General features: G+C 45.0%; 16 protein-coding genes and 1 riboswitch. Of the genes, 6 read left to right on the forward strand and 10 right to left on the reverse strand.

Annotated elements, in window-relative coordinates; genetic code table 11:
- Positions 1-81: 81 nt before the first annotated feature.
- From PFJ30894_RS02545 to PFJ30894_RS02570, 6 genes are all read right to left on the reverse strand, one after another.
- Positions 82-1,032, reverse strand: coding sequence for a dipeptidase (locus tag PFJ30894_RS02545; protein WP_125668948.1), 951 nt, complete (start codon positions 1,030-1,032; stop codon positions 82-84).
- A 70-nt stretch (positions 1,033-1,102) separates the two neighbouring features.
- Positions 1,103-2,476 carry a C4-dicarboxylate transporter DcuC gene (gene dcuC / locus PFJ30894_RS02550; protein ID WP_125668949.1) on the reverse strand — a complete coding sequence of 458 codons (1,374 nt, stop codon included), beginning with the start codon at positions 2,474-2,476 and terminating at the stop codon, positions 1,103-1,105.
- 213 nt (positions 2,477-2,689) lie between these two features.
- A complete protein-coding gene (locus PFJ30894_RS02555) occupies positions 2,690-3,589 on the reverse strand; it encodes a sirohydrochlorin cobaltochelatase (protein WP_113077575.1) in 900 nt (299 codons plus the stop codon).
- Positions 3,590-3,709: 120 nt separating this feature from the next.
- Positions 3,710-3,883: riboswitch (cobalamin riboswitch) on the reverse strand.
- Positions 3,884-4,013: 130 nt separating this feature from the next.
- On the reverse strand, positions 4,014-4,718 hold the full coding sequence (locus PFJ30894_RS02560; RefSeq protein ID WP_021718730.1) for a hypothetical protein: 705 nt from the start codon (positions 4,716-4,718) through the stop codon (positions 4,014-4,016).
- A gap of 24 nt (positions 4,719-4,742) precedes the next feature.
- A complete protein-coding gene (locus PFJ30894_RS02565) occupies positions 4,743-5,111 on the reverse strand; it encodes a metal-dependent transcriptional regulator (protein WP_021718729.1) in 369 nt (122 codons plus the stop codon).
- A gap of 199 nt (positions 5,112-5,310) precedes the next feature.
- Positions 5,311-5,802, reverse strand: coding sequence for a hypothetical protein (locus PFJ30894_RS02570; protein ID WP_113077574.1), 492 nt, complete (start codon positions 5,800-5,802; stop codon positions 5,311-5,313).
- 173 nt (positions 5,803-5,975) lie between these two features.
- On the opposite strand from PFJ30894_RS02570, the gene PFJ30894_RS02575 reads away from it, so the two are divergent.
- The 4 genes from PFJ30894_RS02575 to PFJ30894_RS02590 all read left to right on the forward strand — a co-directional run bounded on the left by PFJ30894_RS02575 (position 5,976) and on the right by PFJ30894_RS02590 (position 11,159).
- Entirely contained in the window at positions 5,976-7,049 is a 1,074-nt protein-coding gene (locus PFJ30894_RS02575) for an FkbM family methyltransferase (RefSeq protein WP_206671981.1), read from the forward strand.
- 194 nt (positions 7,050-7,243) lie between these two features.
- Positions 7,244-8,281 carry an ABC transporter substrate-binding protein gene (locus PFJ30894_RS02580; RefSeq protein WP_021718726.1) on the forward strand — a complete coding sequence of 346 codons (1,038 nt, stop codon included), beginning with the start codon at positions 7,244-7,246 and terminating at the stop codon, positions 8,279-8,281.
- 137 nt (positions 8,282-8,418) lie between these two features.
- Complete coding sequence (locus PFJ30894_RS02585) at positions 8,419-10,095, forward strand: ABC transporter permease (RefSeq protein ID WP_021718725.1); 1,677 nt, start codon at positions 8,419-8,421, stop codon at positions 10,093-10,095.
- Between the two features lie 17 nt (positions 10,096-10,112).
- Positions 10,113-11,159, forward strand: a complete 1,047-nt coding sequence (locus PFJ30894_RS02590) for an ABC transporter ATP-binding protein (RefSeq protein WP_021718724.1) — start codon at positions 10,113-10,115, stop codon at positions 11,157-11,159.
- 61 nt (positions 11,160-11,220) lie between these two features.
- On the opposite strand, the gene PFJ30894_RS02595 is transcribed toward PFJ30894_RS02590, so the two are convergent.
- Positions 11,221-12,948 carry an ABC transporter ATP-binding protein gene (locus PFJ30894_RS02595; protein ID WP_113077573.1) on the reverse strand — a complete coding sequence of 576 codons (1,728 nt, stop codon included), beginning with the start codon at positions 12,946-12,948 and terminating at the stop codon, positions 11,221-11,223.
- A 516-nt stretch (positions 12,949-13,464) separates the two neighbouring features.
- On the opposite strand from PFJ30894_RS02595, the gene PFJ30894_RS02600 reads away from it, so the two are divergent.
- Together PFJ30894_RS02600 and PFJ30894_RS02605 are read left to right on the forward strand one after the other, a co-directional pair.
- Positions 13,465-14,460 (forward strand): ABC transporter substrate-binding protein, encoded by a 996-nt coding sequence (locus PFJ30894_RS02600; RefSeq protein ID WP_021718722.1) that lies wholly within the window; start codon positions 13,465-13,467, stop codon positions 14,458-14,460.
- A 98-nt stretch (positions 14,461-14,558) separates the two neighbouring features.
- Complete coding sequence (locus tag PFJ30894_RS02605; protein WP_046430594.1) at positions 14,559-14,987, forward strand: DUF3887 domain-containing protein; 429 nt, start codon at positions 14,559-14,561, stop codon at positions 14,985-14,987.
- Between the two features lie 51 nt (positions 14,988-15,038).
- On the opposite strand, the gene hemL is transcribed toward PFJ30894_RS02605, so the two are convergent.
- From hemL to cobA, 3 genes are read right to left on the reverse strand one after another with little or no spacing between them, the layout of a single operon-like run.
- A complete protein-coding gene (gene hemL / locus PFJ30894_RS02610; protein ID WP_113077571.1) occupies positions 15,039-16,337 on the reverse strand; it encodes a glutamate-1-semialdehyde 2,1-aminomutase in 1,299 nt (432 codons plus the stop codon).
- Positions 16,338-16,348: 11 nt separating this feature from the next.
- Positions 16,349-17,329, reverse strand: coding sequence for a porphobilinogen synthase (gene hemB / locus PFJ30894_RS02615; protein ID WP_113077570.1), 981 nt, complete (start codon positions 17,327-17,329; stop codon positions 16,349-16,351).
- Positions 17,330-17,334: 5 nt separating this feature from the next.
- The gene (gene cobA / locus PFJ30894_RS02620; protein ID WP_125668951.1) at positions 17,335-18,852 is read right to left on the reverse strand and encodes a uroporphyrinogen-III C-methyltransferase; all 1,518 of its coding nucleotides are present in this window, start codon (positions 18,850-18,852) and stop codon (positions 17,335-17,337) included.
- Between the last annotated feature and the right edge of the window lie 2 nt (positions 18,853-18,854).

Genomic DNA, 18,854 nt, shown 5'->3' on the forward strand with positions numbered 1-18,854 from the left:
CTTTTGATGGGTCTTTTCTTTATGGGGCTTACTTGTGGCATATCAAGGTCATAGCGGTTCATTTTAGTTTGCTATCATTATTTATAATACTTTGCCGAGCAAGTTCAACACGTTTTTGTGGGTGATTTTTTCAATGGTGCTGTCGCTGTAGTTTTTGCTTTGCAGGTATTCGATCAGCGGTTTGTAATCCTGTACGCCATGGATATTATAAGGCGGGTGACTGATACCGTCGAAGTCGCTGCCGAAACCGACGTGGTCGTCATTGCCCAAAAGGTTCAGCATATAATCGATATGGCGGTACACACTGTCGATGCAGGCATTGTTATAATCTTCTTCTAGGAACTGTCCGGCAAAGGTGATACCGATCAGACCGTCATTGGCATTGATGGCTTTGATCTGGTCGTCATTGAGATTACGTGGATGACTGCAAAGTGTTTTGGCATTGGAATGGGTAGCAATGATTGGCTTGGTAGAAGTTTCGATAACATCCCAGAAGCCCGCTGTAGCAATATGGGAAACGTCTACCAGCATGCCCAGACGGTTCATTTCTGCAACTACCTGACGGCCAAAGGTGGTCAGACCGCCGCCGCTGCATTCTTCGTTGACGCCATCGGCAATGTCGTTGCGGTTGCTCCAGGTAAGGGTGATAGCGCGCACGCCAAGCTCATAGAGCATGCGCAGGGCTTCCAGACTGCCATCGATAGCGCCGCCTTCTTCGATAGCCAGCAGAGTTGCTGCTTTGTGGTTGAGCACGTCGGCAGCATCGGCTTTAGTTAAAACGGGAAGTACGTCGATGCCTTTCTCCTGCAGTGCTTTAAGCTCCTGCTTATATTTGTCGAGGAGGCAAAGCGTATAACGCAGTCCGCCGTAGTAACGGAATTCGTGGGTCGGGACAAAAATAGCGCAAAACTGCAAACCGCCGCCCAGCTCTATCTGACGTTTAATGTCGAAGTGCTGATCGTTGTCATACAGGGAAGTGCCTTTTTTGTAAAGCTCGGTAAGTGTGTCGCAGTGACAGTCGCAAATGAACATGATTTACACATCCTTTCTAAAATAAGAATAGCCGCCCGCAGGCAGCTATTCTGTTTTATCAAAATTTCAATTACCCTCTGTAATAGTAGAAGAATGTCATACCGATGTTGACAATCATTGCACCGGCCATCGGGATAGCGGTACGTTTTACCAGGTCAAACGGAGAAACGCCGCCCATGCCGGAGGATACAACGATAACTGCTGTGATCGGTGAACAGTTACGGGCAATAGAAGCCGCAAAATGCATCGGCAGAAGCATCAGTACCGGATGCAGTCCTGTATGGGCTGCAACAGCAGGTGTCAGAGCCGCAAAGGCAAAGAACGGAGCGTTGCCGCTGCCCATAACGATAGCCGAGAAGGTGATGATAGCGACCATAACGAGCATCATAGCCATCGGGCCAAAGCCAAAGCCCTGACTGCCGGAGATCAGCGCATTGATAGTACCCATGGACAGAAGGCCCTGAGCAAAAGTCTGACCGGCTACGATCAAGGTGATAACGTTAGCCATCTGCATTCCTAAACCGTCAAAGAAGGTCTGGATGTCGCCGAGAACTTTTTTGCCGTCATGCCAGCGCATGTATTCGCAGCAGGCGCCAATAAAAAGTCCAATGAACATAGCCATAACGATGTTCATTTTGATTGAGGTGATCCACAGCGGGCTGAAGGAGAGGATCAAAGCCAGCGGAATAACCGGCAGGACCGCATACCAGAGCGGCGCGCTGTCAGCCGGATCATCTTCAGCAGGTTTTTCAACTTCCATCGGCTGGACGACATGTCCGTCACGTTTATCCATATATTTTTGAGTGAAATAGTGCAGTGTGCCGACAACAACGAAAGCAACCAAAACGATCGGTACCTGGTAGTCAGTCCAGTAAACTACCGGGTTCAAGCCGGCGGTTTCAGCAGAAAGGATGGTGCCGGTATCACTGGGGCTCCAGTCGAAGCAGAGCGTAGTAGCAACAGCAGCCGTAGCAGACAGACGGCTGACACCAAGTCCGATCAGGATCGGGAACATGGTGACCATCAGCAGCATGGCCAGACCAGATGCACTGTTGATGCACAGACCGATCAGCATACCGACAACCCAGGTGCCGGATAAAACGATATAAGGTGATTTTAAAGCCAGTAAAGGACGGATAGTCAGACGAACTAAAGAACGGGAAGCGCCGATTTTGTCCATATAGCGGGCAAAAGCGCCAACTGCCATAATGTTCATACCGAGCTTGCCGGCATTAGAACTCATGGTAGCGCGAATAAATTCAAAAGCATCAAAGAAAGTAGAGCCTGTAGCGGCTTTGGCCGGTAAGATAGTACCGTAACCGAAAATGGCGGCAATATACATTAAGATCATACCGCCTAAGAATAAGACCGGTTGAGGTTTGTACTTTTTGTAGATCAGAAAGCCGACCCAAAAAGTAACAAGAGCAGAGATTACTAAACCCATTGGTGCAACACCCTTTCTTCATATATAATGTCTTTCAATGACTAAAGTATAGCATTCTAATATCTCATAAAGCAAGAGCAGCAGCAACAAAGGGTAACAAATTTACAGAAAATTTTATTAAAATAAAAACGCTGTAATATTTTTGTACTGATTTCCAGAACATAAAAGGACGTTCTTCCTTAGAAGAACGTCCTTTGGACTAACAGTAATTATTTATCTTTGAACACCGGCTTCAGCAGCAACTGCATGCTGTACATAAATAGCCTGTACTGCGGCATTGCGGCCGATACCCTGCAGGTGACCTACAGTTTTAACGCCCATTTTTTCGATCATGGATTTCCAGGAATCTTCTTCATCTCCGTACATATCGTTGTTGGCATGGTCGCCTGCAACGATCATCAGGGGGAACATATGCACAGTTTTGTAACCGCGTGCTTTGATTTGTTCCAGAACTTCGTCCACGTTAGGAGTATCCACTTCTTCAACAGTGCCAACTACTACCGGTAAACCCATTTTATCAAAGGTTTCCTGCAGCATTTTGTAGGTGTTGCCAAAGGATTGGTTGTTATCACGGGGAGAACCGTGACCCATCAAGACAACGCCTTCACCTTTGCCAAGAGTCGGGAATTGAGTCGCAACAGCGGAAGCAGCGATAGCGAAATCGTTTTTACCTACCATCAGAGGATCGCTGACAACGATGCGGTCAAAATCACCTTTGAATTTATCAACGGTGGTCAGGACTTTATGCTCATATTCTTCGCCGTGCAGCAAATGAGTCGGTTGTACGAGAATGTCTTTATAACCGGCTTTTTTCAGTTCTTTTAAGGTTGCAGGCAAATCGTTGACTTTGATGCCTTTATTTTTTTCCAATCGTTCCATGATGATGTAGGAAGTAAAAGCACGTTTAAAATCACGGTTCGGGAAAGCTTTGGCAACAGCTTCTTCGATCCCGCCGATATCTTTCGTACGGGTGTCGTCGAAGGTCGAACCGAAGCTGACTACTACGACAGCCTTGTCGTTTTTCGGTGCTTTAGCAGCGGCAGAAGTGCCCATAGTTCCCAGTGCAAAAACCATCATTGAAGCCATAACTAACATTGAAAGCAGTTTTTTCATAAATTATTCCTCTTTCCTCTGATTATTTTCTGAATAGGTAATAAAAAAACCATCCATAAATATTAGGGATGGTGATAAAACATGGTTAGACCCATGATCTTTCCCCGTCCTTCGCAGGTCACTAAGATCGCGATGCAGGTAGTTCTTCTGGCTTGACTTCATGGCTCGGCCTTCCTTCCCGGAATATTCCAGTGGTTCTATAGGCGTTGCTCCATCTTACAGCGGCGGGACCGCGCCGGCTTTTAACCGGTCTTCTCTGTTATTCCTGACGGAACCTGCATTACCGTATTCAGTTTGATATACTAAATTATAACATCTTTGAATAGAGTGTCAAGCAAATTAGGAAAAAATATCATTAAGATACAGAGGTATACAAGAATAAACACCCTTTAATTATTTAAAGGGTGTTTAGAAATTTGCAGAGTTATTTTTTTGCAGCTTTATCAAGATCCTGAACGAAAGCATTGGCCATGCGCTGCCACATATTTGTTGTATCACTGTCTGCTGTACGGCTGCGTGTATCGCGCAGACTGAAAATTATTTTTCCTGTAGCAGGGTCAAAAAGATGAAAAGCTACATCAACGTAGCCGTCATATACAGTGCTGGCCGGAACATATTCATAAACAGTTCGTTCTGCATCCCGTTCGATCCAGTTTCCTTTATTGTCTTTGACCTTTTCTTTGTAATATCTGGTACGCGGTTCTTCGTGAGCGGGGATGACCCGTCTGTTGTAACCAAATTTATGGGCGATTATTTTCAGATCAGCAGTTGGAGCAGGCGCTATTTTGGTCGATATATCTGTATAAGTGCCGCTTAAAGCATCTTTGGTCAGTTGGGAAGCATCTTCTTTGGTAATTGAAAGATTTGATTCGATGCTTGTATCAAAAACATAATCTTTTTTAGTTAAAGCTTTTTGTAAAGCACTTATTATTTTTTCGGTCGCCATATCGTCAACAGTAAAATTGCTGCCGACAGGATCGACTACACTTATGGAAACCAAATTGATGCGGTGAAGTTTATTAAAATCGTAATTGGGATTCGTCCATTTCGTTTTGTCTGCATGAGCGGCCAGCGGCAATGCCAGCATTGCGATGGCAACAGTAAGCAAAAGAAGTAATTTTTTCATCATTGTTAAAACAGCTCCTTTGAATTGTTAAGAGTTTTTGATCAGTTTTTTTATCCCGGTAAAGGTTTCGGGGCTGATAACATGTTCGATCCGGCAGGCATCTTTTTCAGCTGTTTCTTCGGATACGCCAAGATTTTCGCGTAAAAAGCGCGTCAACAGCAGATGTCTTTCCAAAACAGCGTTTGCTTTAGCGAGCCCTGTTTCAGTCAGAATGATGTTGCCGTCCGCTTCCATCAGAATGTAATTTTCGCGTTTTAAAATACTCATAGCCCTGCTGACGCTGGCTTTGGTAAAATTCATATGCGTTGCAATGTCGATAGAACGGACACTGCCGTTTTGCTGCTGCAGCATCAGAATGGTTTCCAAATAGTTTTCTCCAGATTCTTGCAAAATCATAACAAGTCCTCCGTTGGCAATAGTGCCGTTTGATTGATCGTGTAATAAAACACAGCCGGTGAAAATTAGTGAGCAGTAAGAATATTCCGGCAAATATTATCAGTACTATTTTAACATTATAAAAAGGTCTGGGCAAGTATAGTTAGAGCAGGATAAAAAACGCCTGAAGTTTTGACTTCAGGCATAGAAAAAGTAGCGGTCAAGAACGTTCGTAAACGCGTTTTGTCAGGGTTAATGTTTTCTCTAAAACAGAAGCAAATAACCCGGATGTTAATGCTGTGAAAATCATTCCAGGAAGAGCTGCTGCCAACAGAGGGTAGACTGCCTTACCAATAAAAAGACTGAGTGCAAGACGTGCTGCGGAGGAAGCGACAGCTCCTGATAACAGGTAGAAGATTTTGGTTTTTCCTAAAACTGCATATAATAAGGCAACGACTATTCGAAAAAGCATTGCAATAAGGACGTTGAAAATAGTTTGCGTACCCAGGAGTAAACCGCCGGCAGAGGCCAGAATACCTGCAAGCAGATATTTTTTGATGCCAAAAACACCGCAGATCGCTACAGCAATAGGAGCGGAGAGTTGAAATTCACTTCCTGGAATAAAGCTGGGAAGCTTAAAAGCCCCGCTGACGGCGATAAATGCTGCTAATAAGGCAATTTCACTGATTTCACGAATTTTAAAAGTAGACATAAAGATCACCTTAATTATGGTTAACTATAAACTGAAATTAAGTTTACGATAATAGTATATAAAACTTGATGGTGGTATGTCAACCATAAGAATGGTAAAAGTTAACGCAATAAAAGTATGACGGCAGGTAAAGTTTCGTGTACAATAAAGTTGTAGAGAAGGGAGCGGCGTAAATGTTGGATTTTATTAAGGAAAAACAGGACGTTTGGCAGATTTTGCAGCTGACTGACAAGCCTGTTGTTTTATATGGAATGGGTAACGGTGCCGACCAGATTATTGACTTGTGTGACAGGATGCAAATAAAGGTCGCCGGTATTTTTGCCAGTGATGAATTTGTTCGCGGGCAGGTTTTTCGTGGTCATATGGTCGAGACTTATACCGCAGTTAAAGATCGGCTGGGTGATTTTCTGATTGTTATTGCCTTTGCCTCAGAGTCGCCTGCAGTTTTAAACCGCTTTCAGGAGCTGAGCACAATGCATGAAACAGTAGCGCCGCATTTGCCGCTGTTTCCCGGAGATGAAACAGTTTCGTTTGACTGGCTGCAGCAGCATCAGCAGGAATTGCAGCAGGTATATGACAATTTGGCTGATGATTGGTCCCGAGACGTGTTTGCAGCATCACTGAATTATAAGCTGAGCGGTAAACTGCATTATTTATGGCAAAGTGAGACGGAGCGGCTAAAAGATCTGCAGAGTATTTTCAGTTGGAGCGAAGAAGAAACGTATGCTGATCTAGGTGCCTATAATGGTGATACGATCAGGGAATTTTTACAGCTGACTAATAATAAATATAATCGGATTTTTGCGGCAGAGCCGGATAGGCGTAATTATAAAAAATTATCTGCTTATTTAGAGGCAAGTGGTTTGTCTGATATCAAAATTTTTGAAAGAGCCATTTGGAAAGAAACGGCAGAACTGTCTTTTTCTGACAGCGGCGGCCGTCAGTCAACGTTGCTGACAGGCCAGCGTCACATAGTGCAGGCTGTCGATATTGATACACTGCTTGAAGATGAGCGTGTAACTTACATCAAAATGGATGTGGAAGGCGCTGAGATGGAGGCTTTGAAAGGGGGAAAGGAGCAGATAAAACGTAATAAACCTAAATTATTTATTGCCGCTTATCATCACGATGCGGATATTTTCCTGCTGCCATTGTTTATGTGGCAGTTAGTGCCTGAATATAAGGTTTATCTGCGTAAACATCCGTATGTGCCGGCGTGGGAATTAAATTTTTTAGCAGTCGTATAATCGCGGGACACAAAAAATCCCATAGGGTCAAAAGTGTCGTATTGTCGATTGACAATGGAATGTTTTTTAAATAAGGCGTAAATGTGACATAAATTTTAATTTTTTGTAAAACTTTTTTTCTAATGTAAGCAGGAATTTTACAAAGCCGGGCGAACTTTAAGGGTAGTATGACAACACAAAGGAGTGGATGTTTAATGAAAAAAGCAAAATGGTTGTGCACTGCAGCAGCAGTTCTGGCATTATCAGTAGCAGTTGCCGGCTGCGGCGGCAGCGACGATAAGAAAGCTGCAGATTCTAAAGGCGGTCCTAAAGGCGACGTTATGGTTTATACCTCTATTTATCCTGATATCATCGATAAAATGTGTAAACCTAATGTAGCTAAAGCATTCCCTGATATGAAAGTTACCTGGTTCCAGGGCGGTACTGAAAAAGTAATCACTAAAATTACCGGCGAGATCAAAGCCAACAAAATCGGTACTGACGTTCTGATGGTTGCTGATCCTTCCTACTACCTGACTTTGCAGGATCAAGGTTTGCTGCTTGATTATGTTTCCCCGAACCTGAAAGATGTCATCACTGATAAAGACAAGAACGGTGCTTGGTCCTCTGTTCGTGTCTGCAACATGATCATTGCTTATAACTCTGATAAACTGAAACCCGAAGATGCTCCGAAATCCTGGAAAGATCTGACCGATCCGAAATGGAAAGGCAAAATCGCTATGCCGAACCCAATGCTTTCCGGTACTGCTTATGTAGCGGTTGGCGCTTTGGCCGATAAATATGGCTGGGAATATTTCGACCAATTGAAAGCTAATGATATTCGCGTTGAAGAAGGCAACTCTGCTATTCAGAACAAATTGCTGACCGGCGAATATGCTGCTGCAATGATTTTGGAAGAAAACGTCCTCAAATTGGCTAATACTAAAAATGAGCCTTTGAAAGTTTCCTATCCTGAAGACGGCGTTATCATCATCCCGTCTCCGATCGCTATTTTTAAAGCAACCAAAAACCCCGAAGGTGCTAAAGCTCTGGTTGACTGGTGGTTGTCTAAAGATGGTCAGCAGGCAGTTGTTCAAGGCTGGATGCACTCTGTACGCGGTGACGTAGAGCCGCCTAAAGGCGCTCCTGCTCTGAAAACTTTCTCTGATAAAGCTATTAAAGTAAACTGGGAAAAACTTTCCAAAGAAAATGCTCAAATCAAAGAGGCTTTCCGCGTAAGAGTTATGGAATAGTTCTTATTAAAATTTGTTGAGTAACAATTTTTAAGGGATCAGGGGTCGTTTTTGACGATCCCTGTTTTCCAATTTCTTTGCAGGAAAATCCTGTAAATGATTTTTCACCGGTCTCAAAGCCGGGGAAAGGAGCCATAGTGGGGTCTTTACCTAGATTTAATAGTAAATTCATAGTTATTGCTGTTTCCGTTATTTTATTATTATATTTTGTGGTTTTCCCGATGGGAATACTGCTTTATGACAGTATTATGGTTAATGGAGCCATCAATTTCGGCAATTATGCTGATGTTTACAGTCAAGATGTTAACTGGCGTGCTTTGTCCAATACTGTGCAGCTATCGCTTTTAGTTATGGTAGCCAGTGTTATTATTACGTTCCCGCTGGCCTGGCTTGTTGGCCGCACCGATATGCCCGGTAAAAAAACATACCGGACTTTACTGGTTGCCAGCTATATGATCCCTCCTTATGTTGGCGCGATTGCCTGGGTACAGCTTTTAAATCCCAGCGTCGGTTATTTGAATTCGATTTTTAAGTGGATTCTGCAACTGCAGCAATCTCCATTTGATATTTATACTATGGGTGGTCTGGCTTGGGTATTGACCCTGTTTTATTCGCCTTTTGCTTTTATTACCATTTCCCGGGCAATGGAAAAAATGGATCCGACGCTCGAAGAAGCGGCACGTGTTTCCGGAGCTTCCCCTCTGCGTACCCTGGTCGATGTTACTTTGCCTTTGATGGCACCAAGTATTTTAGCAGGCGGTCTGTTGGTTTTCATTGCTGCCGGTTCCTGCTTCGGTATTCCTGCCATTGTTGGTATGCCTGGTAATATCGAGGTTATGACTACCCGTATCGTCACCTATATTTACATGGGTAATGATGAGGGTATCCGTGATGCCACGGCTTTAGCAGCATCTTTGATGTTCCTTGCCAACTTCTTACTGTTCTTTATGACCTGGATGCTGGGCCGCAAGGATTATACAACGATCAGTGGTAAGAGTACCCGTCCTAATATCGTAGAGCTTGGCAAATGGAAATGGCCTGCTTTCTGTGGTGTAGGTCTATATGCGTTTATTGCAGTAATTTTACCATTAGGTTCTATATTGCTGACATCACTTTTAAAGAGTATGTCGCGCGGAGTTACCTGGTCGAATATCGGCTTTGATGCATGGGAGCCTGTTATTACCAGCAGTCAGTATATGGAGAGTATCTGGAATTCGGTCGTGTATGGCGTAATCGCCGCCACTATTGGTACGATACTTTCAGTGTTCATTGCTTATCTGGCCGTTAAAACAAAAGTCAAAGGACGTAGCTTCCCGGATCTGCTGACCGTTATCGGCGGTTCTACTCCGAGTATCGTTATCGCCCTGGCTCTGGTTATCACCTTCTCCGGTAATTTCGGTCTCAATCTTTATTCGTCGATGTGGATTCTGGTCGTCAGCTATCTGGTCAAATATATGACCATGTCTGTGCGGACAATAGCGGCTTCCCTGAGTCAGGTGCACGTTTCTCTTGAAGAAGCAGCATTAAATTCAGGTGCCAGCTGGATCAGAACCTGTAAAGATATTATTATGCCGTTGATCGCTCCGTCCATCATCGCCGGTTGGTTCCTGATCTTTATGCCGTCTTTCTACGAGCTGACGATGTCGCTCCTTCTGTACGGTGCAGAAACTAAAACTATCGGTGTTTTGCTGTACGAGCTGCAAACTTATGCAGATACACAAAATGCTTCTGTATTATCAGTAATCATTTTGACTATCGTTTTGGTTGGTAACCTGATCCTTAACAAACTGACCAAAGGCAATGTGGGAATTTAAAGAAGGAGTGGAATAAATTGGCACAAGTACGTATTGAACATGTATTTAAACGTTTCGGGCCTGTAACGGCTGTTAATGATTTCAACCTGACGGTTGAAGACGGCGAATTCGTTTCTATCCTCGGTCCTTCCGGCTGTGGTAAAACAACTTCCCTGAGAATGATCGCAGGCTTTGAAAAAGCTACAGAAGGCGAGATCTATATCGGTGACCACTGCGTCAGTTCTTCGTCGCAGAATAAATTTGTTCCTCCGGAAAATCGCGATATCGGTATGGTATTCCAGTCATATGCAGTTTGGCCGCATATGACGGTTGTTGAAAATGTGGCTTATCCGTTGAAGATCCAAAAGGTTCCCAAAGAGGAACGTTTGAAAAGAGTAAATGAAATGCTGGAGCTCGTGCATTTAGGCGAATATGGCCACCGTTATCCGCATCAGCTGTCCGGCGGTCAGCAGCAGCGTGTCGCTTTGGCTCGTGCTTTGGTTGCGCAGCCAGGTTTGCTGCTGTTAGACGAACCGTTATCCAATCTGGATGCTAAACTGCGTGAAAGCATGCGTTTTGAGATCCTGTCGATTCAAAAAGCACTTGGTATTACCGTTGTTTATGTAACCCATGATCAGGGTGAAGCCATGGCAATGAGCGACCGCGTAGTTGTTATGAGTAAAGGCGTAGTGCAGCAGATCGGTGCTCCGCATGAAATTTATACCAATCCTGCCAACAAAATGGTTGCTGATTTTATCGGGTTGGTCAATTTTATGCAGGGTGAAGTATCGGATGACAGAGTATACCTGCAAGGTACTACAGCTTCTTTCCCCAATACTTCGGGTGTTTCCGGCAGTGCTACCATCGCTGTACGTCCTGAGAATATTACGATGAGCCGCGGCGGTGGTATGCTTGAAGGGACATTGACGCATCGCTTCTATTTAGGTGATGCTGTTGATTACCGTGTTACCGTCGGTGATCATGATGTACGCGTTATCGTCAAAGGGGCAGACTTGAAAGAATTTGCCGACGGAGAAAAGGTATATCTTGATTTTGAAAAAGTAATGATCTTTGACCGCGAATAATTAAAAAGCTGTTTATATGAAAAAAGAAACCCTCGGATGTTTTCATCCGAGGGTTTTATTTTTAATTTAGCGGGCTTTTACTGAACTGTGCCATATAAAGCTTGTAATATTCTCCCTGCAAAGCCATCAGATCGTCATGAGAACCATGTTCGCTGATACCGTTGGGGGTGAGGACAACGATACGGTCGGCATGACGGATCGTTGCCAGGCGATGGGCTACGATCAGGGTAGTGCGGTTACGTGACAGCTGCATCAGTGATTCCTGGATAAGGTTTTCCGTTTCATTATCCAGGGAAGAAGTCGCTTCGTCTAAAATCAGGATGGGCGGATTTTTGAGAAAAACACGGGCAATGGCAATCCTCTGTTTTTGGCCTCCGGACAATTTAACACCGCGTTCACCAAGCTGGCTGTCATAACCATCCGGCAGCTGATTGATAAAAGCATCAGCTTCGGCCAATCTGGCAGCGGTGATGATTTCTTCCATACTGGCATGAGGGTTGCCGTAAGCGATATTTTCACGTACAGAGTCAGAGAAAAGGAAGATATCCTGCTGAACTATGCCGATATTACGGCGCAGTGATTTTAAGGTCACATTGCGGATATCCATTCCGTCAATGGTTATAACGCCCTGCTGAAGTTCATAGAAACGCGGCAGCAGATTGCAGATCGTGCTTTTACCAACACCTGTAGTGCCGACAAAAGCGATAACTTCACCGGCAGCGATATCAAGATCAAAATTTTGAATAACAGGTTTGCCGGGATCGTAGCCAAAGCTGACATTTTTAAAGGAAATAGAGCCTTTTAAAGTACCACAGTCGACTGCGCCGGGCAGATCTATATTTTCAGAAGGGGTATCCATCAGCTGGCAAAAGCGCTGGTAACCGGCCATACCTTTCTGATAGGATTCTGCTAATGCGGTCAGGCGCAGGATGGGGCGGATAAAGATTGATACATACAGTAAAAAGGCGACCAGATCGCTGATCTGCATTTTACCATATGCGATCATGGCGCCGCCTACGACAATGATAACAAGATTAGTGACATTGGAAAACAATACAGCGTTGCTGTTCAGGCGTGATAAAAGGTCGAACGATGTTTTACGTGCCTGTAAAAGAGCTTGTCCGTTTTTATCAAGGCGTTTTTCTTCCCATTCTTCATTGTTGAAGGATTTAACTAGGCGTATGGCATTCAGACTTTCATTTGTCTGTGCTGTAAGATTACCGACCTGTTCGCGGATCATACGCCCTGATTGTTTCAGTGCATGATTGGTAGCAACTGATTCATAAGCTTTTCCTAACAGCAGCAGATTGACCAGTAACGCTAAAGGCCAGTTAAGATAAATAAGTATTCCCAGAGTACCAAGCATGGTTATAGTACAGACCAGCAGGTAATTAGGACCAAGAAAAACAAGCTCACGGATCTCGGCAATATCGCTGACAATACGGGAAATCAGCTGGCCGATACGGATGTTGTCAAAATAACGGAAAGACATTGATTGGACATGCTGAAAAAGGTCACTGCGCATATCCTGTTCTATTTTTGCACCCATTAGGCGGCCGTGTCTTGAGACTTGATAACTGATTATAAAATTAAGCAGGTATAAAAAAAGCAAGATGATCGTAGCCTGCCCTAAGAGGAAAAGATTGCCTTCGGGCAGTACATCGCCCAGGATATAGCGCATAAAGAGCGGAAAACATAAATCAAGGGCGGATGTGATAACGGATCCGAGCAAAGCAAAAAACAATGTTTTTCGGTAAGGGCGGTAGTATTTTAATAAACGTTCTGGCATATGGCAGACCTCGCAGATAAATGTACCTACTGCTGCTGCAGCCGGTAGAAATATAAAAATGACGAATAAAAATCAACTATAATCAATTATAACACATTGAACTATAAGAGCAGAGGTTATTTTGAGTATTTGTAAAGTAATTTGTTAATGTGATTTTAAGTGTATTGGAAAAAAGTTAGCTTAAGCTAACTCGAGAAAAATAAAAAACTGTGCGTGAGAGCTGTTAAGCACAGTATCGAGTGAGCGTTAAGTTGATAAGTGTAAAAGTTTGGAAGCGGGCAACCCCAAACAGTTAGCTTAAGCTAACGTATAAATTATACTTAAAAAAAGCACTGATGTCAATAATTAAGTTCAAATTAGCAGCTGTACGGGAATTTTGATCAATGATAGTGATTTTTCGCGGTAATGCGTACCCTTGTGGTACTGTATGAAAACTTGGCGAGGTATTTTTGAGCCTAGTGAGAATACGTACCCTTGTGGTATAATGAATTTATTACCATAAAAGGCGGTCGAACTATGAAAGTAATTCTGGTAACAGTGCTGTCAATTGTGTTTCTCTGCAGCGGTTGTAGCAGTAACATCAAAGAAGAACAGAAAAGTATCAAGATCTGCAGCAGCCTGAATGAAACAATGACAGATATTTTAGCGGAAGATTTTGCCAAACAGCAGAATGTGAAAGTTGAAGTCAGACATTTGCCGGCAGGGAATTTGGATGAACGGCTTAATTTTCTGAGAGAGGGAAAATTCGATGTCTGGCTTGGCGGTACGCCTGAAGAATATTATCTGGCAGGAGAGCAGAAAATGCTGCGCAGCTACAGGCCGAGGGAGGCCTATAAAGTACCTGCTGAAATGCGTGAGAATCAGTGGCGCTGGACAGGTCTTTATGTCGATTATATAGGATTTTTGACTAATCGTGACCGACTGCGCGAGTTGGGGCTTTATGCTCCTGAGACATGGGATGAATTGCTGAAACCGGAGCTTTGGGAAGAAACAGCGCTGGCTGATTTTAAAAACGGCGGTCGGAGTTATGGCATGATAACTTCTATCTGGCAGCTGCGCGGCGAAGCTAAAGCTATGGAGTATGCGGCTTCTTTTAACAGCCAGCTGCCTTTATATACGGCCAGTGAATGGGAGGCTATTGAAGCGGTTCGCAGCGGCAGAAAAACGATCGCGGTAGTTTCACTTTCCACAGCATTGCAGCTGGAAAGGCAAAATCGCGATCTATTCGCAACTTTAGTCAAAGACGGTAATAAAAACTGTATTACCGGTGCTGCTATTCTCCAAGGGGCAAATTTAGCAGAAGCACAGTCTTTTATGGACTATTTGCTGTCAGAACATTCAAAAGATTTACTGGCCTCTAAGGGTTATCCGCTTTTGTGGCGTGTCAGTGATTATGCCCATGATGACGGGCGGAAAATGATGATCGGTGATTTAGAACTGGCGGTTGATGACCTTAGCTGGACTGCGGGTCAGAAAAGCGTTATTATCCAGCAATGGCTGAATGCTCAGTAAGATAAAAACATTGACGATAACATTGAATCGGTTATAATTAAGATATAGTAAGCAGGCAAATTTTGATAAAGACCTGCAGTGATGAGAGGATGACTTATATGAAAAAATTAGTAATGCTGGTAACTGTAGTTTTAACAGTGGCAATGGCCGCGGTATGTTTTGCTGCCGGAGACGGTAATGATTTAAATAAACAGCAGAAAATAGTTGATAAGTTTGTAGCGGCATTGACTGTTGCGGACGACAGCGGTTATGCAGGTGCTGCAGCGGGTTTTAGCCCCGAACTGAAGCAAAAAATGGATGTAAAAGCTTTTGCTGCTTTGCAAAAGCAGGTCAAAGATACTTTAGGGACAATGAAGGAAATGAAATTTGTTGCTTATGAGCGTTTTGATCAGGGTGACCGGTTGACTTATCTGGGAAGCTACAGTAAACAGCAGCTGGTACGTGTGATTTATGGCTTTAATAAAGAGGGCAAGCTGACGGAGTTTATTTTTGCTCCGGTAGAAGTTCAAAAACAAGAACAAAAATAATCAAAAATAAAACGTCATAACCTAAAGGTTATGACGTTTTTGTTTTTCACTTTATTTTTTCGCAGCAGCAACTGCGCTAAAAGCTATTTCAGCTGCCTGTAATGTTTTTTCGATATCTTCAGGCGTATGGGCCAGAGATAAGAAATTGGTCTCAAATTGAGATGGAGGAAGATAAATGCCCTGTTCCAGCATGCTATGGAAATAAATGCGGAACGCATCTAAATCGCTTGTGCAGGCGCTGTCATAGTCATAAACTTCCTGATCAGTAAAGAAAACAGTAAACATAGAACCAAGACGGTGCACCTGTACAGGCACTCCTGCCTTGGCAGCGGCTTTAGCAAGGCCTCCGGTCAGGATGGCTGTCATGCTTTCCAGCTGGCTGCAGACATTGTGTCCGCGCATGTAGGTAAGGTTGACGATACCGGCTGCCATAGCCAGAGGGTTGCCGCTCAAAGTGCCGGCCTGATACATGGGGCCAACAGGAGCAACCTGTTCCATGATCTGGCGTTTACCGCCGTAAGCGGCTACCGGCAGCCCGCCGCCGATAACTTTGCCCAGACAGGTGATATCAGGATCAATGCCGTAGAGGCCCTGAGAAGATTTTTCACTGCTGCGGAAGCCAGACATGACTTCATCACAGATAAGCAGTGTTCCATATTTTTTTGTGATGGAGCGAATGAATTCCAGATAGCCGTCCTGCGGTAATACCAGTCCCATGTTGCCGGGAGTTGGCTCCATGATAACGGCGGCAATATCGCTGCCTTTAGCAGCAAAAGCAGCTTCCAGGGCAGCCCGGTCGTTAAAAGGAACAGTGATGGTATTGGCGGCAACGCCTTTAGGAACACCGGGGCTGTCAGGAACGCCTAAAGTAGCTGCGCCGCTGCCGGCTTTGACCAGCAGGCTGTCGTGATGGCCATGATAACAGCCTATAAATTTAACGATGCTTTCACGTCCTGTATAAGCGCGTGCTAAACGCAGAGCACTCATGGTAGCTTCTGTTCCGCTGTTGACCATACGTACCATTTCCATAGAAGGGACAAGTGTGCAGAGAAGTTTGGCAAGCTCTGTTTCAGCCAGGGTCGGCGCGCCATAGGATGAGCCTTTGGCGGCTGCAGTTTGGATGGCTTCGGTGACCTGCGGGTGTGCATGCCCTAAAAGTAAAGGACCGTAAGAAAGTACATAATCGATATATTCGTTGCCGTCGATGTCGGTGAGTTTGCTGCCGCTGCCTTTGGCAATGACAGGCGGAACACCGCCAACACTGCGGAAGGAACGAACGGGGCTGTTGACGCCGCCGGGAATGTATTGTTTGGCTTCGGTAAAAGCTGCCTGAGATTTGCTGTGATCCATATGCGGCCTCCTTATTTGCCCAGCAGCCATTTGGCTACGTCGAGAGCATGATAGGTGATGATCATTTTGGCGCCGGCACGTTTAAAACCGAGCATCGTTTCCATAACGATACGCTGTTCATCGATCCAGCCTTTTGCTGCTGCTGCTTTGACCATAGCGTATTCACCGCTGACATTATAAACGCATAAAGGGCGGTTAAATGTTTCTTTGACACGGCTGATGATATCCATAAAAGCCAAAGCGGGTTTTACCATAACGATATCTGCGCCTTCCTCGATATCAAGAGCCACTTCACGCAGAGCTTCGTCACTGTTGCCGGGATCCATCTGATAGCCTTTGCGGTCGCCTGCAGAGGGAGTGGAATCGGCTGCAGCGCGGAAAGGACCATAATAGGCTGAAGCGTATTTAGCTGAATAAGCCATCAGGGACACATTGCTGAAACCTGCTTCGTCTAAGGCTTCACGCATAACTTTGACATAACCGTCCATCATATTGGATGGCGCAATGACATCAGCGCCAGCTTGAGCGTGGGAAACTGCGATTTTAGCTAAAAGCGGCAACGTTTCATCATTGTTGACAGTACAGCCGTTTTCCAGAACGCCGCAATGGCCATGTTCTGTATATTCACACAGGCAGGCATCGGTGACGACTACCAGTTCGGGATAAGTGTTTTTGATCAGGCGGCAGGCCTGCTGTACAGGTTCTTCTGCATCCCAGGCGCTACTGCCGACAGCATTTTTATAAGAGGGGATACCAAACAGTATAACGGCAGGAATTCCAAGTTCGCTGATTTCCTGTAAAACTTCCGGTAAACGGTCTAAGGACCAATGGTAATTGCCCGGCAGCGATTCAATTTCATTTTTTACACCGGTGCCCGGGACGACGAATAACGGATAAATGAGGTCTTTAACGGAAAGTTCAGTCTCTCGGATCATGCTGCGCAGGTTTTCTGTAGCGCGCAGGCGGCGGGGACGGTAAATAGGAAAGCCCATACTGATCACTCCTTATAATATCTTTGAATAGCGTCTGTCAAACCTGCAATAGTAAATGTTTCAGCTATGATGTCAGGTTCAAGATTATTTTGGCGGCAGGTTTCGGCGGTAACAGGGCCAATAGCCGCTGCTGGAATATTATTGATAAGTTCTCTTTGATCGCCTAAGGATGCCAAAAGATTAGTAACAGTTGAGGAACTGGTAAAAGTAACAAGATCAACTTCTCCGTTTTGCAGAGCAGTCAGCAATTCTTCTTTGTTATCCAGAGCGGTAACAGTTTCATAGGCAGTTACAACATCAACGCTGGCTCCTAAAGCACGCAGGCTTTCCGGTAATACTTCACGGGCTACTTTAGCGCGTGCCAGCAGGATTTTATCACCAACTTGCACTTCTGCTGACAGGGTTTCGGCCAGTTCTTCAGCCTTGAAGGCTGGGGGCACTAAATCGGCGGAGATGCCATAGTTTTTTAAAGCTTTCGCCGTTTCACTGCCGATAGCGGCTATTTTGATGTCAGACAGGGAACGGGAATCTAATCCGGCATTATCAAGGCGATTGAAGAAAGCGGTAACGCCGTTAGCACTGGTCAGGATCAGCCATTTGTAGGTTTTGATGTTTTCGATTGCTTTATCCAGCGGGGTATAATCTTCCGGGGGTATGATTTTGATTGCCGGCGCCTCGATTACACGAGCACCAGCGGCTTCCAGCTGTCTGGTCAAAGCACTGGCCTGCGCGCGGGCTCTGGTTACTACGATTGTTTTGCCAAAGAGAGGTTTGTTATCGAACCACTGCAGCTGCTCGCGCAGTTTGACAACATTACCGACGATAAAAATTGCCGGCGGTTTCAGATTTGCCGCGGCAACGTCGGCAGCAGCAGTACCGACAGTAGTGATCAGAGTGCGCTGTTCCGGTTTGGTGCCCCAGCGAATGACTGCTGCCGGAGTATCGGCGCTGCGCCCGTTGGCGATGAGATTTTTTGTAATATTAGTAAGATTTTCGACACCCATCAGGAAAACTAAAGTATCAACAGCGGTAGCAAGACCGCTCCAGTTAATAGTTGATTCGCCTTTGGTAGGGTCTTCGTGGCCGGTAATGACTGCAAAGGAAGTGGCTACGTGACGATGGGTGACAGGAATGCCTGCGTATTCAGCAACTGCGATGGCAGAAGTTACGCCGGGAACGAATTCAAATGGCAGTCCGGCTTCTAAAAGTTCAATAGCTTCTTCACCGCCGCGTCCGAAAACAAAAGGATCACCGCCTTTGAGGCGGGCAACAGTCTTACCTTCGGCTGCCAGCTTTACCAGCAGTTTATTGATATCTGGCTGACGCATTGTATGGTTGGCAGAAGCTTTGCCGACATAAACCATTTCTGCGTCGTCTTTAGCATAAGCTAAAATTCTCGGATCTGCCAAACGGTCGTAAACGACAGCGTCGGCTGTTTGCAAACATTCCATGGCTTTGATTGAAAGCAGACCGGGATCACCGGGGCCTGCACCGATCAAGTAAACTTTTCCCTGTTTTGTCATTA

Origin of the sequence: Phascolarctobacterium faecium (assembly GCF_003945365.1) — a bacterium.
GTDB lineage: Bacteria > Bacillota > Negativicutes > Acidaminococcales > Acidaminococcaceae > Phascolarctobacterium > Phascolarctobacterium faecium.